Here is a 15549-nt window from a genome sequence, read left to right as displayed (position 1 = left end):
AAGCCTATCGCTCAATGCCTTTCGTTTGTCTATGAACTGACAATAATGCCAGTTAAACGATGAAAGGCAAAGAGTTAGTGCGGGCGGGCTGGAAATCCTTTCTCCACGTAATCAGGGCGTCAATATGACCCACTACAGCTAAAAAATCTAGAAACTGTAACGTGGTGTACGAATTGCCGGCCGTGTGGTCACGTTCGGCTTCGGCAGGCGGTAGGAGAGCATAATCTCGTGCGAGCTTAGTGCACGCGCGTCTTGGTTGAATGCAACAAAGTCGAAAGCGTACCCTATGCGCAACGCATTGTCTTTGGCTAAGGAGAGACCCGCCATACCCGTAAATGACTCATCGTAACGGTAGCCTATTCCACCCCAGTATTTGTCGTTGAAGGTGGCGCGAACATTGGCCTCGTACGAATTGTTTTTGAAAGTGAATTTTCCATCGTCCCCAAACTCGCCCGGCATCACCATTTTCACTAGTACCGAAGGAGTAACGACAACGGAGGACGAAGCCTCAATATTGTAGCCAACGGTAAGATACGAGTGATTTTCACTCACGTATTGTGAGGAATTGGTGTAGCCGATAACCTGACCCGCGTCGTTAGTGATAGCGCTTTGCAGCGTGTACTTGGAGCGTAACAAATTATTTACGCTCAGGCCAGCGTAAAGAGTTGGCGACTCGTACCACACGCCTGCTCCAGCATCAATCTTATTATCGGTACCATTGAAAGGTACGCTTGGGTCGTTGGGGTCTATAGACCGGTAAGTGCCTTTCGACAAGTGAGTGTAGATGCCCTGAATACCAATCCCAAGTTTGCCTTCGCCTAGTTGAATATGCTTGGAGTAGGAAATTTGCGCATTTGTCATCTTCGCCTGTGCGATTTGGTCGCGGTAGACGTGGAACCCAACACCGCCACCCAACACACGAACTGGTATAGAACCAGTTAGCATGAACGTCTGGGGCTCACCACCTTCATCGAAGCTAGCCCCATAATTGAAGTATTGATAACGACCTATTGCTGTTATTTCTCCCTGCTCCTTAATGCCCGCGTACCCTGGATTGAGGTACATTCCATTGAAACCATAGTGGGTGAACTGTGGCTGTTGCTGAGCAAAGGCTGCGGTTGAAATAGCCGACAATAAGAGCGTTGAAAGTAAAGTCGCTTTCATATAAAGAGCTGATCTTATGTTTATTGCAAGCAGGCAACAACAGTGTAAGGCATTTTCAAATGTATGGAAAAAACACTGTGCAACAAATCCTACCAAAAAAACAAACGGGGAAGCAGACTACCTACCTCCCCGCTTCAGATCATCAGGCGCTTTGCTTTCCGTTCTTGCTTTTTTCTTTTCCTACATCTGGTCCGTGGTGGTGCCGAATATAGGCCTCAATAGCCCCCGTCATGGACGGAGCATTGGGGTGGGGCGCTTCGATATCTAGTTCCAAGCCAGCATCGATAACAGCCTTTGCGGTGGTAGGACCAAAGGCCGCAATCCGCGTGCCGTTTTGCTCGAAATCAGGAAAATTGATGAACAAAGAACTAATCCCGGAGGGGCTGAAGAAGGCAATGCAGTCATACTTCACATCGGATAGGTCTGACAAGTCGCTGGCAACAGTGCGGTAGATGACAGCCTCCGTGAACTTGAAGTTGTTGGCCCGCATGAACTCCGGAATATCATCCTTGCGAATGTCGGAGCAGGGGTACAGAAACTTCTCGCTCTTGTGCTTTTTGATGACATCAAAAAGGTCGGCGGCGGTACGCTGCCCTACGAACAGCTTACGCTTGCGCAGTACGATGTACTTCTGCAGATAGTTGGCGGTTTGCTCGGAAATGCAGAAATACTTCATTTCCGCTGGCATTTCGAGCTTTGCTTCTTGGCAGACGCGGAAGAAATGGTCTACGGCATTACGGCTAGTGAAGATAACGGCCGTGTGCTCCAGAATATTGACCTTCTCCTTGCGGAAATCCTTGTAGGAAACCGGCTGAACATCGATGAATTCTCGAAAGTCTACTTTGATGCCGTATTTCTCGGCAATAGAAAAGTAGGGAGAAACGTCGTTTGTGGGCTTAGGCTGGGTGACAAGAATGCTGGAGATTCGCTTGGCGTGACGGCCCGTCCCCGGTTTGTCTGTGCTCTCGGCCATATAAGAAGAAAAAGGTAAGTCTAGGTCAATAAGTAAGTGGTGCAAGAGCCCATTCAGGACCCGTAGGCCGCTGCTTAGTACGTGAAAACGATGAGCTTAAGCAAAATGACCAGCGGAATCACTTCTGTGGCGCAAAGGTAGGAAAACAAATGTAGATTTAGTAGGGATGCCTTACGATGAATAGTTCGTGCTACGCGCATTACTGTACCAATCAACAGCAAGGAAACCACCCCGTTGGAAACCCACAGCACTGTTTCCGGTAGCGTTTGATTCAGCCCCAGGTAAAGCAGCATGACTAGTGGTAAGCAGAGGCCCAGAAACAAGATGGTTCTGATGAACTCCCGATACTGTACCAACACCACCTCACCCACGTCAAAAATGTAGCCCATCAACTCCAAGAACAGGTATTTGCCGAGCACGAAGCCGGCTACTAAACCAGTGTAGAGTAAGATGCGAGGAACCAAGGCAGACTCGGGCACATCGAATAGGCGCTGCAGGATGAGGATGTGCTGAACGTTGGTGTGAATGGCAACCAGCAGCAAGGCAAAAGAGAGTGAAAAAACCAATACCAATAGAATATTCAGCCACGTAACGGTTGGTTTCACTAGGAAATCCTGTTCGGAAGCCGATTTGCTCCACACGTTCTCAAATTGGTAGATGCGCGCGAACCCCGGCTGATAAGTGGCCCGGATACCACCGTAGAGTAAGCCAATCAGCAGCAGAAACAGCAGGAATACATTTTCGCCGGGGTGGCTGCGGGCGAGTGGCTGGGCTAGCAGCCGGCGCACCGAAGACGACTTAGCAGTGGTTGGGGGAGCCGAGCGGACGTCAGTGAAGGAGCTAAGATCGGGGGCTACTTGGGGGTGCCAGACGCAGAGCAAGTGCGCTCCCGGCACGGAGCCGGGCGGCAGGAGAGCCGCTAGATTCAGGGTGTACGACGAGGTGGCCGCGGCAGTGAATACCAACCGGTTATCCAAGAATAAGCTCTGTCCGCTACGGGCCGCAAACGAAACCATGAACGGCGTTTGGGGCTGCAGTGTCAGCCACTGATAGTATGCGTGAGCCGGGGTGTGGTAGTCGGGCAGGTACAGTACCAGCCGGTTCCGCTCCTCGTCGTGGATAAGCCAATCGGTGGACAGGCCGCTATGGGGAGCGGGAGGCAGCGGACGATACTCGGCGGCGCGCGTTTGCCAGGCTAATAGTAGCAGCACCAGCCAGAGCAGCGGTTGTCGCCACGTAGCCCATCTGCTTTTGTGCTGCCTACTCATACTATTCCTTTTTTAGGATGCCACGCGCTGGGCGGTGCTGCGGCTACGATACACTCCCAAAAATATGCTCAGCAATACCGAGAAACCAGTCAAAGCGGCAATTAGAATCGTGTTGCCGAGGGCGGCGAAGTTGATGACGAACAGAATAACGACGATGTTGAGTAGCGCCAGCAACATTACGGTGCTAATCTGCTGGAAACCCATAGCCAGAATCCGGTGGTGAATGTGGTTCTTGTCGGGGGAGAAGGGTGAGCGGCCGGCCATCATGCGCACAATGAATACGCGCAACGTGTCGAAGAGCGGCACAAACAAGATGCCGACGGCAACGGAAGGTGCCGAGGAGCCGAACGGTTCCCCTACTTTCAGACCCATTTCAATGAACTGAATGGTGAGTACGGACACGATAAACCCACAAACCAACGAACCAGTATCACCCATAAAAATGGTGGCTCGGTGAAAATTGTACCGCAGAAAACCTAGCAGCCCGCCAAGCAGGCACACCGAGACAAAGACGTAGTTGCCGTAGCCGGAGCCGCCGTAGCGCACGAAATAATAACCGAAGGTGCTGGCAATAAGCAGCACAATAGTGCCAGCCAAACCATCCAAGCCATCGATGAGATTGATGGCGTTGGTGATGCCCACAATCACGAAGAAGGTGAAGGCGTAGCTGATACCGATGGGCAATTCGTGAATGCCGAGGATGCCCTGGAAGCTGGTCAGGCGCACATCGGCCATAATCATGACGATGCCCGTAGCCAGCAGCTGGCCCACGAATTTCTTGGACACTGAAATCGTCACTAAGTCATCTTTCAGCCCCACAAAAAACAGCACGATACAGCCCGCTAGGAGCTGCTGAATACCGTTGCCAAGATCGGCAAAGATGGTAAGTGCCGACATGAAGCCCGCAAATACGGCCACGCCGCCGAGCCGAGGCGTGAGTGATTCGTGCACGGTACGCACGTTGGGCGTATCGAGCATATTTTTCAGGTGAGCAATGTAGATGATGGAAGGCACCGCGAACAGTGCCACCAGAAATGCCCAAAGAAAGGACAAGCTCAACTGAATTCCGAGGGGAGTCATGTAGGGGGCGGCTTGAAAGAAGGCAGTCAGTACTGAGGCAGTAGCGGCTGCGAGAAGTATTATCCGTGCAACACGCCTTCACGGCTGAGCAGGGCAATATGGATCAGGTTGGCGGATACGATGGAATCGGGCACGAAGATGAATTTCTTATCGAAAATCTGCGGGCCGCGGTAGTAGCTCACCCAATACTGGTTGTTGAGATGGAACAATCCCGGGTCGATGGGCTCGACGGCAACGGCCGTACGAGGCGCAACTTCCGCAAAAACGTGTCGCAATGTGGAAGTCCGAACCTGCTCGCCATCGGGCTGTGTGCCGTAGCCATTGGAATTCACGATGACGTTGTCGAGCGCATAATCATTATGGTTGATCAGGTACACCATCCAAGCAGGTTGCCCATCTTGCAGCAAGTCTCCTTCATCAGGCACTATAGCCACTGAAACCCCTTCTACCGGGTCGAAGTTGATGTGTTCTTTCATTCAGCAATAGGTGCGGCGAACGGGGAAAGGCCGGCCGGCTCCGTGGTTGTAGTGGACAAGGAAATCATTTCGGCCCCAAACAGACGCGCTAGGTGCGGAAGCAAGTAGGCTTGCACTTCGGCCAGCGGAACGGCCCATCCCAGCTCTCCTTGCAGCGAGGTCACCGCCTTGTCGGTAATGCCGCAGGGTACGATGTGGCCGAAATACGAGAGGTCCGTGTTGACGTTGAGCGCGAAGCCGTGCATGGTTACCCAGCGGCTGCACTTCACACCCATCGCACAGATCTTGCGGGGGTTGGCGGCGCCTTCCTCGAAGTCGAGCCAAACTCCGGTGAGACTCGCAATGCGGCCCGCCCGCAAGCCATAGTCGGCCAGGGTGAGGATAATGGCCTCTTCCAGCAGACGCAAGTAGCGGTGAATGTCGGTGAAGAAATTATCGAGGTCGAGGATGGGGTAGCCGACTAGCTGGCCGGGGCCGTGGTAAGTGATGTCGCCGCCGCGGTTTATGCGGTGAAACGTGGCACCGTGGGCGGCTAAACCTGCCTCATCAAGTAGTAAATGTTCGGGTTTGCCGCTTTTACCGAGCGTGTACACCGGCGGATGCTCGCAAAGCAGTAGATAGTTGGGCGTAGGCTGCGGCAACTGACCAGCTTCAGTGGCTTGGCGGTTCTGTGTTTTCAGGGCTAGTATGCTCGCCAGTAGCTGCTCCTGGTAGGCCCAGGTAGGCTCGTAAGACGCCAACCCCAAGTCCTGGACCTTAATCACTCGGTTTTGCTCGGGCGCGGCCGGGCTGGCAGCACTGCCCGTTGCGGTGGGAGATGGTGCTAGGTAAGAGGAATATAAGGACATGACAGTAGGACGCTTAGCAACGGACGGCGTTCCACAGTTGCTCATTCGCTGGTGTTTTAGGCCTTGTGGGGCGAGGAACCTCCGCGGAAACGTACAAAGTTACTAGATTCAGCTCCAAACCCAATCTGCACTATGTCAGCGCAGAATACTCCTTAGCATCCATCTCGCTATATGCAAAACACGGCGCACGAATTGGGCCAAGCCGGAGAGCAGGCCGCAGCAGCCTTCTTAATGCAGCAGGGCCTGGCAGTGCTGTACCGTGGCTACCGGCACGGCCGGGCCGAAGTGGATCTGATTGCTCGACGCGGGCAGGAGCTGCTGCTATTCGTAGAAGTAAAGGCCCGCTCTTCCAGCCAGTTCGGCTATCCTGAAACCTTCGTTTCGGAGCGTAAAAAGCAGCTTTTCCGATTGGCCGCCGAGCAGGTACAGCTAGACCTAGATTGGTCCGGCGACATCCGGTTCGATATTCTAGCCGTGACGCCGGTAGCCGATGGTTTCCGGGTGGAGCAGTTCGAGGATGCGTTTTACTGAGTCAGTATTTAGTAGTGAGTATTTGGTAGTGAGACAGGTAGAGACAGATAAACAGTGAATTGCTCTCTATCTGAAAGCCTATTACCTATGACCTGTCACTTACGACCTGCTACCTAATTGCGGCTGCCGGGGCGTTTGGTACCGGGCCGGTCCGTTACGGCGTCGCGACGGTCGAACTTGTCTTTCTCGTACACGAGCACCCCGTTGCGGTTGTACTCTTTTATGAGAACCGGCTCGGTTACTTCTGGGTCGTAGCCCGATTCGCCGTACTCGTATACATAGTGGCGGCGGTTGCGAAAACCCCAGTATTTGGTCCACTCGCTCACTTTTTTGCCGTTCTCAAAGGTTCCGTCCCAGTCGCGCTGGCCGTTTTCGTAGTAGCGAGCGTAGTCGCCTTCGAGTTTGCCGTTGATGTAAGGCACCACTTCTTTCACGTGCTTGCGTTCCGTGTCGTAGTACGTAACGTTGGCGTCGCGCGGGAAGCCCATTTCGTAGTGGACCTTGTTGACCAGCACGTTGTCTTGCGTGAGTTTTTCCCAGCGCAAGTGTTTGGTGCCGAGCGCGAAGTAGCCAGTCTCAATCACCTTGCCGCCCTGCATTTTCTTGTAGGGTCCGTGCAGCACTTTGTCGGTGCCAGGGTTTAGCTCGGCGTTGGCGCGGAAGATTTTACGCTTCTTGGGGTTCAGATAGTAGACTGCCGTGGCATAAGCGTTGGGCTGTTGGAACGTTTTGAGATAGTAGAATATTTCTATTACCTGCTTTTTGCCCTTGGGTCCCGACTTGGCGTAGCCCTTCTTAATTCGCTCGCCCAGGAAGAGGTTTTTCTTTTTCTTCTTGGCCTGGCGTTGCGCTAGTTTTTCCTTGTCTTTGGCAGCTTTCTCTTGCTCTTTGGTCAGACCCAGCTTTTTGGCTTCCAACGAAGGCGCTTTGGTCGTATCCCGGCTCGTGGTGAGCGTGTCGGCTACCAGTGCCGTCCCGGTCGAATCGGGGCGGCTGTTAAAGGAAACTGTTTTCTTGGAACAGGCCCCAATGGTGCCCAGCAGGAGCAGCAACAGGAGAATATGCGGACGGAGAAAGCGCATTGGCAGGAATACAGGCAGTTTTCGCAGCATCGAACGTAAAGATAGCGGGATTTGGTGCCCAGAGGGAAGCAATACAGTAGCCAGCTGAGTGCATAAAGATGGCAAATGCCCACCGCTCAGCCGTTATTAACTCACTTAGCCCCACTTTAAAACGCGAAACCCTGACGGCTACAGCCATCAGGGTTTGCGGGACATCGTTCTAGGGCTTACTCAAAATTATTCGGCAACCAGCAAATCAGCACTGCGCTTTACGAAGGCAGTCAGGGCCTCGCCTTTCAGCATGTTCTGGGCCAGCAAAGCCAGGTCGTAGGCTTGACGGGCCAGTTTCTGGCCGGCATCCGCGTCGGCTTGCAGCACGCGCTGTGCCACTGGGTGGTTGGCGTTGATGCTGACCGTGTACGAGTCGGGGAGGCTGCCAAACATGGCCATGCCGCCGCCACCGCCAGCGCGCTGCATATCCTTCATGCGACGCATAAATTCGGGCAGCGTGATAATAACCGGGGCATCCTGCGGCGAAAGGGCTTCCACCTGCACGTGCATTTGCTCGTTGCTGATGGCTTGCTTGAACACCTCTTGCAGCTTGGTCTTATCGTCGTCGCTGAGTACGCTCTCGGTGCTTTCCTCCTTCTCGATTAGCTTGCCTATGGTGTCGGCATCAACGCGCTTGAAGGTGGTTTTTTCCAGCTTCTGCTCCAGCTGACCGATGAAGTGCGAATCGAGCGGGCCGTTCAAGTCCAGCACGTCGTAGCCCCGGTCCTGGGCGGCCTGCACGAAAGCGTGCTGGGCCTCAGCGTCGGTGGTGTAGAGCACCACGGTTTGCTCGCTCTTGTCTTTCTGGTTGGCCTGCACGAACTCCTGGTACTCGGTCAGGGTGAAGACCTTGCCCACTACGTTGCGTACCAGCGCGAAGTCCTTGGCCTTGTCGTAGAACTTTTCATCCGACAACATGCCATACTTCACGAACAAGCCGATATCCGACCATTTTTCCTCGAAGCCGGTGCGGTCTTTCCGGTAAAGCTCGGCCAGTTTGTCGGCTACTTTCTTGGTGATGTAGGTGTTGATTTTGCGCACATTGGCATCAGCCTGCAAGAAGCTGCGCGACACGTTGAGCGGAATGTCGGGCGAGTCGATGACGCCGTGCAGCAGCATGAGGAACTCCGGCACTACGTCCTTCACTTCGTCGGTGATAAACACCTGACGCGAATAGAGCTGGATCTTGTTGCGCTGGAACTGCAACTCGTCCTTCACCTTCGGGAAGTAGAGAATGCCGGTCAGGTTAAATGGATAGTCGACGTTGAGATGAATCCAGAACAGCGGGGGCTCCGAAAACGGATACAGTTCCTGGTAGAAGTTGGTGTAGTCCTCGTCGGTCAGTTCGGCGGGCTGCTTGGTCCAGATGGGCGCCGTTTGGTTGATGACCTTGTCTTCGAACTCAATTTCGATGGGCAGGAACTTGCAGTACTTGGTGAGGATGCCCCGCAAGCGGGCTGCTTCCAGAAACTCGTCGGAGTCTTCGGCTACGTGCAGCACTACGTCGGTGCCGCGCTCAGCCTTGTCGGTGGTTTCGAGGCTGAACTCGGTGCTACCGTCGCAAGTCCAGTGGGCGGCTTCGGTATCGTCTTTGTAGCTGCGGGAGAAGATTTCCACCTGCTTCGCCACCATGAAAGCCGAATAGAAGCCCAAACCAAACTGCCCGATTATCTGGTCTTTGGCGGCGGCATCTTTCTCCTTGTACTTCTCCACAAACTCGGTGGCGCCGGAGAAGGCAATCTGGTTGATGTACTTCTTGATTTCCTCGGCCGTCATGCCAAGGCCACGATCGGAGATGGTGATGGTGCGCGCCTCTTTATCGACGCTTACCTTCACCTTTAGCTCCCCCAGCTCGCCTTTGTACTCGCCTAGCTGCGCCAGGCTTTTCAGCTTCTGCGTGGCATCCACGGCATTGCTGACCAACTCACGCAGGAAAATCTCGTGGTCGGAGTACAGGAATTTCTTGATGATGGGGAAGATATTCTCGGTATGAATCGAGATGCTGCCGGTTTCTTGCATAGCGCGTTAGCAGTGAGAGTGAACAGTAAAAAGCCGGACGATTTGCCACCTCCACAAAGGCAGACATCGTCCGGCGGCTCGACTCAAAACTTATTCCAGCTCTTGGCCGCTGTCAAACTGACAGCAACCGCGCTGCTTTCAAGCACGATTCAGTGATTCAACCAAGCCATAAACTGGTTGGTTTGGCTGCTGAAGTTGCGGCCCAACCATTCTTTCTCCAAGTGTCCAACCTGCGTGGAATTTCGCATCAGCCAATCAAGAGCGGAGGGAGCATCGGAGAAGAATTGCGCCTTGGCGTTGAAATACGGTTGAGCCGCCTGCACGAAATTTTCTACTACCAATTGGTTGTGGAGGCTGCCGGGCAGAATGAAAGCCAGTCTTTCCAGTTCGAGGCAACGCGCCCGGGGCAACCACACCTCACTCAGCCACGCTTGCTCATCATGGCCTAAGAGAGGCATACTTCGTACATCGGCCAGCATGTGCGTAATGTCGTGCCGCACACTATAGGTCAGCAATTCGTCGAAAGCTTGCTGAAAAAAGGACAGGCTCAGGGCACCGCGCCACTCCCAGCGGAGTAGGCTCATGGTGGGCTGAAGCTGTAGGCAGAGGGAATTTAGAGTATAGAGCATGAAAACCTAAGGCCCCAGCAAAATGAGGAGCTTTAGGTGATACGAATATAGAGTCGGGTTATGGGGTAACAGGGCCTTTTCGGTCGCTCCGTAGTTTGCAGCGATGAACACGTTCGGCAGAACGTCAGACAGTTAGGCAGCTACCGTCCAGCTTATGTATTCGGGCCGCAGCCGCGGTATGGGCCTTACCGCAGACGGCGCCGAAGCGTTCAGCTCGGCCTGCTGCGCCACCCGAAAGATAGTAGCGGGCCGACGGTAGCCAAACTGCTTGATCCGGTAATCGAAGGAGCCACTCTTCATACGAACAATGCGTCGGCAGTACCTGTGTTGGAGCGTTTGAGAGTAGGCCGAAGCACTGCCGCAACGCGGCGTAGCAAACGGGAAGTCAGCGTTTTCATAGGTGAGTAGTAGGCGTCAAAAACCACTGCAAAGGTCTGCCTAGCATATGTCCTAGGCATTGCCGCGTAGTTATGCTTTCGTTATTAGGTAGAAGCTTCAAGGATATGATTTTGGGTTTTGGACACCCATTTTGAATTTTCGTGTACATTTGCCTCGTTCGACACATTGTTGCAAATGCAAACTCTTCGGTCCCGGCTGGCTCTCTTGCTGCTGCTCTGCTTTACGCGGGTGCTGCTGCCAGAGGCGTGGGTACTGAGTTTGCACGCGCACCAGCACACCACGGAGGAGCCCACGCAGGAAGCAGGCGCCTTCAAGGGTAAAGCGTTACTGAGCGTAAAGCACCAGCACTGCGCCGTCGACCATTTCTACGATGTGCCCTTCCAGCCAGCACCGCCGCTGGAATTGCCAGCCCTCGTAGCCGTTTACCAGGCGTCGACGGCGACGCCCGAAGTTTCCGTGTGGCTGTCGGCCACGCGCCCCACGGCCGACCTGCGCGGCCCACCCTACCGGAGCTAAGCCTTTTCGTGGCCGCCCGTAGCGGCTCTGGCGTTGCCTGCCAGAGCTAGCACCCTGCGTTAGCAGGAATGCTTCCCTCCTACCCTGTTACTGTTGGGGCGAGGCAAGTATGGCGGCTGGTTTAGTCTCCACCGGCTAGTTATATTTTCCTATGTCTTTCCGTGTTCCGGGTGCTCCGGGAGCGGCGTGGCGTTGGCTGTGGCTTTGGGCTCTATTCGGGCTGGCTCTGCCAACGTGGGCGCAACCGGCTTGCTCGCTTACTCTTAGCGGGCGCGTGGCCGACCATGAGTCACGGGCCTTCTTGCCCGGCGCGACGGTGCTCGTGCTGGAAACCCAGCAAGCCACCCAAACCGACGTCGACGGCCATTACCACCTGCAATTGTGCGCCGGTACTTACCGTGTGCAGGTCAGTTTCGTGGGCTACGCTCCCGAAACCACCGAGCTGCGCCTGACGGGCTCGGCAGTGCGCGACTTCCGGCTGCACCCCGACGCGGTGCTGCTGCGCGGAGCCGTGATACGAGGCGAGCGAGTAGCGGCGCCTACCACGCAAACGACGGCCGTACTGAGCGGGCAGGAATTGCAGCGGACCCGTGGCCAGGCATTAGGGGAGGCGCTACAGCGCGTTAGCGGCGTAACGGCCATTCAAACCGGGCCGGGCATTTTCAAGCCCATGATTCATGGGCTGCATTCCAACCGCGTGACCATCCTCAACAATGGGGTGCGGCAGGAAGGGCAGCAGTGGGGCGTGGAACACGGGCCGGAAATAGACCCTTTCATTGCCTCCCGCCTAACGGTGGTGAAAGGCGCGGCCAGCGTACGGTATGGCTCCGACGCCATTGGGGGCGTGGTGCTGGTAGAGCCCAAGCCGCTGCGAGATTCGGCGGGTGTTGGCGGGGAGCTGAATGTGGTGGGTATGAGCAACAACGGGCTCGGCGCTACTTCGGGCACGCTGGAGGGCAACCTGCGGAAGCTACCCGCATTGAGCTGGCGGGCGCAGGGCACGTTTCGGAAGGCGGGAACTATGCGGGCACCGGGCTACTACCTGAAAAACTCCGGGTTTGAGGAGCACAACTTTTCTGGGGCGCTAGGCTGGCATAAGGACACGTACGGCCTCGACGTCTTTTACAGCCAATTCAACACTCGAATCGGCATTCTGCCCGCGGCCCACGCCGGCAACCAAGCCGACTTGCTGCTGGCGGTGGGCCGGGAGCGGCCTTTAGAAACCACTGGGTTCAGCTACGACATCGACCGGGCCTATCAGCAGGTGCGCCACGACGTGGGCAAGCTCACGGCCTTCGTGCGCACCGGCAACGCGGGTCGCCTGCAACTGACCGTGGCGCAGCAGGTGGACTACCGCGACGAGTACGACAAATTTCGCCCCCGCAACGACAACCGAGCCTCGCTCAACAAGCCGGAGCTGAGCTATACCAACCGCACCAGCACCGGCGAGCTGCTGTGGGAGCACGCGCCGTGGCACCATTTCACGGGCAGTATTGGCCTGGCGGGCACCTACCAAGCCAACCGCTACGCCGATGGCAGCCGGCAGTTCATTCCGTTCTACACCAATCAAGTAGGCGGGATCTTCCTCATTGAAAAATGGCAACAGGGCCGCTGGCTGCTGGAAGCCGGGCTGCGCCTGGACCGCCGCGACCTGGCCGTGCGCCGCGCCGACCGGGACACGACCGGCGCGTTTTTCGTGGAGCGAATCCGCTTCCAATACACCACGCCTGCCGCTTCGCTAGGGGCTACCTACGACCCATCGGCCCACCTGACGCTCAGCCTGAACGGTGGCCTAACGCGCCGGGCACCGGCCGCCAATGAGCGATACAGCGACGGCGTGCACAATGGCATGTACGAACTGGGCAACGACCTTGTGCCCGGCAACTCGCCTCTCACCCCCGAAACGGCCCTGAACCTGGGACTGACGGCAACCTGGCACAATAACCCACGGCTCAATGGCGAGCTGACCGTGTATCAGAACCGCATCACCGGCTTTATCTACCAAGTGCCCTTGCTGCCGCTGGTGCAGACCATTCGTGGCAGCCACATCAGCTGGCAGTTTCTACAAACCGATGCTACTTTCCGGGGCCTCGACCTGAGCGGTTCCTACCAACTGGCTCCGCGCTGGCTGCTAGGCCTGAAAGGCTCTGTAGTGCGCACCCGCGACACTCGCGCCGACGAGTGGCAGATTCTGATGCCGGCCGACCGAGCCGAAGCGTCTGTCCGCCACGACTGGCCCGTTACGGGGGCCACCAGCCGTTTCGCCGGGGTTTATACCCAGCTGAGCGGCGTGGTTGTAGCCCGCCAAACCCGCGTGCCCGATAACTACGAGGCCCGCGACTTACTGGCGCCGCCAGCTGGCTACGGCTTGCTGAATCTGGAGTTAGGCGGCACGGTGCGCTGGGGGCGGCAGCCGCTGGACGTAAGCCTGGTGGGCACTAATCTGCTCAACCAGCGCTACCGCGACTACCTCAACCGCTACCGCTACTTCACCGACGAAATGGGCCGCAACGTGACGTTGCGTCTCACCCAAAAATTTTGATCCTGCACTCATTTCAACATTTGACCATGAAGCTTGCAATTAACTACTCCACGCTTTTCCACTCTTTCCTAGCCGTTCTGTTCAGCGGCGTCCTCATTTCCTGCGACAAGGACCAGGACGAACCCAGCAAGCCGGAAACAGAAAGCGCGTTTGCCCGACTGCTCATTACGGACAAGACCAACAATACGGTCACGCTGCTGAACCCCGCTAAAAACGAGCAGACCGCTTTTCAAGCCACGCATGGTGGCAGTGCCGTGTACCCTTCGGCCACGGGCCGCTGGGCCGCGGTGGTGAGTTCAACCAACAGTCTGGTAGAATTCTTCGATACCGGCATTGAAGGCCACGGCGACCATGTACACATCAAGGGAACACCCAAGTGGGGGCTTACCAAGGCTACAGCGCCTACGCCCTCGCACGTGCATGCCTCGCACAACAAGCTGAGCATTTTCCACGATGGTAATGCTTCCATCAGCTACGTGGAAGAAGGCGAACTGCACCGCGTGGCGGCCCCTAACAACGTTGTGACGGGCGCTGCGCACCACGGAGCCATGATCTTGTTCGACAACGGCAGCTACGCCGTAACGCACAAGAATAATACGGTATCGGGCTCCCTGCCGGAGCAGGTGAAGATTGTGAATGCCCAAGGCGCCGTGGTAGCCGCCCCAAGTGTGTCTACGCAAGGCATCCACGGCGACGCCGGCGACGGGCAGCAGGCCTTGTTTGGCTCGGCCAGTGGCGTGCTGGTGGTGAAGCAAACCGGCGAGCAGCGCCTCATTCCCTACCCCGCCGGTTCTGGTAGCAACTGGCTCTCAACCATCTATTACGCCCCAAAAGCTCGTGCCTTTTTCGGCTCTCGCAACAACTACGGCGTGTTTCGCATCGATGTGGCCGCCAATACTATGACCCAACTCGGTACCGCTACTAAGCTGACGCGCGTGGCGCTGGACCAGGAAGGCGAGAACCTATTGGTGCTCGAAGAAGACGGTACGCTGACTGTATTCGACGCGGCCACGGGTGCGCGCAAAGCCAGCCGCTCGCTCAGCGGCCTACTCGACACACCAGCCGCCACGCCCTACCTGGCAGCCAGCCGCCGCTACGTGTACGTGACCAACGCGCCCCAGGGTAAGGTGCACATGCTGAACAAGAACGATCTGACCGACAAAGAAACCTTCACGGTGGCGGGCGCTCCGCTACGGCTGGCCTTCATTGGCGCCGATGCCGACAAAGAAGAGGAAGACTAAGCTCTTCTGCCGCTGCTAGTCCTTGTCGGTGCTTTTCCTCAACCTGACTAAGCCAAACCAAATTTTCCACTTACTCCTTTCCTTTTATCATGAAAAACACCCTGCTCATCAAATCCTTGCTGGCCCTGTTAGTGGCCGCTCCGCTGTTCAGCGCTTGCAGCAACGACGATGACGACCCCAAACCCGACGAAGACAACGAGCAAATCACGACCGTGACGTACACGCTCACGCCAAGCAGCGGCGGCACCCCGGTTTCCATCATTTATAAAGACCTGGACGGCGACGGGGGCGCAGCTCCCACTTTTACGCCAGCCACGCTGAACCTGGCTGCTAACACCACCTACACAGGCCGCCTAACCTTGCGCGACGAGACGAAAACGCCAGCAGAGGACATTTCCAACGAAATCAGAAATGAGGCGAATGACCACCTGTTCGTCTTCACTCCTAGCCCCACGCTGAACCTTACCATCACGCGGACCGACAAAGACTCCCGTAACCTGGAGCTGGGCCTCGAAACACGCGTCGTAACAACGAATCCAAGCGTGACCAACGACATCAAAACAATAAGGGTAACGCTACGCCATCAGCCGGGCACCAAAGACGGCACCCCTACCCCCGGCGACACCGACGTGGAAGTGAATTTCCCAACTGAGGTGAGGTGAGGAGTGACAGGTGCAGAGGCGACTGGTCACAGGTGAGAGGAAATGAGAGAGAAAAGCCGCAATGATTGGTTGCGGCGCGGCCAACGCAA

Annotated in this window: 15 protein-coding genes; 5 read left to right on the top strand and 10 right to left on the bottom strand. The window is 56.0% G+C overall.

Going from position 1 to position 15549, the window contains the following annotated elements; all coding sequences use genetic code 11:
• Positions 1-147 precede the first annotated feature (147 nt).
• From ACYSMN_RS09870 to lipB, 6 genes are all read right to left on the bottom strand, one after another.
• Positions 148-1164, bottom strand: coding sequence for a PorP/SprF family type IX secretion system membrane protein (locus tag ACYSMN_RS09870; RefSeq protein ID WP_488923705.1), 1017 nt, complete (start codon positions 1162-1164; stop codon positions 148-150).
• 142 nt (positions 1165-1306) lie between these two features.
• Complete coding sequence (locus tag ACYSMN_RS09865; protein WP_488923704.1) at positions 1307-2137, bottom strand: uroporphyrinogen-III synthase; 831 nt, start codon at positions 2135-2137, stop codon at positions 1307-1309.
• A 74-nt stretch (positions 2138-2211) separates the two neighbouring features.
• Positions 2212-3348: a DUF4271 domain-containing protein gene (locus ACYSMN_RS09860; RefSeq protein ID WP_488923703.1), complete on the bottom strand. Its 1137-nt coding sequence runs from the start codon at positions 3346-3348 to the stop codon at positions 2212-2214.
• Between the two features lie 69 nt (positions 3349-3417).
• Complete coding sequence (locus ACYSMN_RS09855; RefSeq protein ID WP_488923702.1) at positions 3418-4485, bottom strand: MraY family glycosyltransferase; 1068 nt, start codon at positions 4483-4485, stop codon at positions 3418-3420.
• A 59-nt stretch (positions 4486-4544) separates the two neighbouring features.
• Positions 4545-4961: a hypothetical protein gene (locus tag ACYSMN_RS09850; RefSeq protein WP_488923701.1), complete on the bottom strand. Its 417-nt coding sequence runs from the start codon at positions 4959-4961 to the stop codon at positions 4545-4547.
• Positions 4958-5809: a lipoyl(octanoyl) transferase LipB gene (lipB, locus tag ACYSMN_RS09845; RefSeq protein ID WP_488923700.1), complete on the bottom strand. Its 852-nt coding sequence runs from the start codon at positions 5807-5809 to the stop codon at positions 4958-4960. The genes ACYSMN_RS09850 and lipB overlap by 4 nt, the downstream gene beginning before the upstream one ends.
• Before the next feature lie 171 nt (positions 5810-5980).
• On the opposite strand from lipB, the gene ACYSMN_RS09840 reads away from it, so the two are divergent.
• Positions 5981-6340 carry a YraN family protein gene (locus ACYSMN_RS09840; protein WP_488923699.1) on the top strand — a complete coding sequence of 120 codons (360 nt, stop codon included), beginning with the start codon at positions 5981-5983 and terminating at the stop codon, positions 6338-6340.
• A 113-nt stretch (positions 6341-6453) separates the two neighbouring features.
• On the opposite strand, the gene ACYSMN_RS09835 is transcribed toward ACYSMN_RS09840, so the two are convergent.
• The 4 genes from ACYSMN_RS09835 to ACYSMN_RS09820 all read right to left on the bottom strand — a co-directional run bounded on the left by ACYSMN_RS09835 (position 6454) and on the right by ACYSMN_RS09820 (position 10400).
• Positions 6454-7422, bottom strand: coding sequence for a toxin-antitoxin system YwqK family antitoxin (locus ACYSMN_RS09835; protein ID WP_488923698.1), 969 nt, complete (start codon positions 7420-7422; stop codon positions 6454-6456).
• 216 nt (positions 7423-7638) lie between these two features.
• Positions 7639-9471, bottom strand: coding sequence for a molecular chaperone HtpG (gene htpG, locus ACYSMN_RS09830; protein ID WP_488923697.1), 1833 nt, complete (start codon positions 9469-9471; stop codon positions 7639-7641).
• Positions 9472-9620: 149 nt separating this feature from the next.
• Complete coding sequence (locus ACYSMN_RS09825; RefSeq protein WP_488923696.1) at positions 9621-10055, bottom strand: hypothetical protein; 435 nt, start codon at positions 10053-10055, stop codon at positions 9621-9623.
• Positions 10056-10232: 177 nt separating this feature from the next.
• Positions 10233-10400: a hypothetical protein gene (locus ACYSMN_RS09820; protein WP_488923695.1), complete on the bottom strand. Its 168-nt coding sequence runs from the start codon at positions 10398-10400 to the stop codon at positions 10233-10235.
• A 273-nt stretch (positions 10401-10673) separates the two neighbouring features.
• Here ACYSMN_RS09820 and ACYSMN_RS09815 point away from each other — a divergent pair, with 273 nt between their 5' ends.
• The 4 genes from ACYSMN_RS09815 to ACYSMN_RS09800 all read left to right on the top strand — a co-directional run bounded on the left by ACYSMN_RS09815 (position 10674) and on the right by ACYSMN_RS09800 (position 15460).
• Entirely contained in the window at positions 10674-11015 is a 342-nt protein-coding gene (locus ACYSMN_RS09815; protein ID WP_488923694.1) for a hypothetical protein, read from the top strand.
• A 151-nt stretch (positions 11016-11166) separates the two neighbouring features.
• Positions 11167-13557: a TonB-dependent receptor gene (locus tag ACYSMN_RS09810; protein WP_488923693.1), complete on the top strand. Its 2391-nt coding sequence runs from the start codon at positions 11167-11169 to the stop codon at positions 13555-13557.
• 26 nt (positions 13558-13583) lie between these two features.
• Complete coding sequence (locus ACYSMN_RS09805; protein ID WP_488923692.1) at positions 13584-14798, top strand: PQQ-binding-like beta-propeller repeat protein; 1215 nt, start codon at positions 13584-13586, stop codon at positions 14796-14798.
• Between the two features lie 89 nt (positions 14799-14887).
• Complete coding sequence (locus ACYSMN_RS09800) at positions 14888-15460, top strand: hypothetical protein (RefSeq protein ID WP_488923691.1); 573 nt, start codon at positions 14888-14890, stop codon at positions 15458-15460.
• Positions 15461-15549 lie beyond the last annotated feature (89 nt).

The organism is Hymenobacter sp. M1-2 (assembly GCF_057808495.1).
This window is presented reverse-complemented; position numbering and strand designations above follow the sequence as displayed.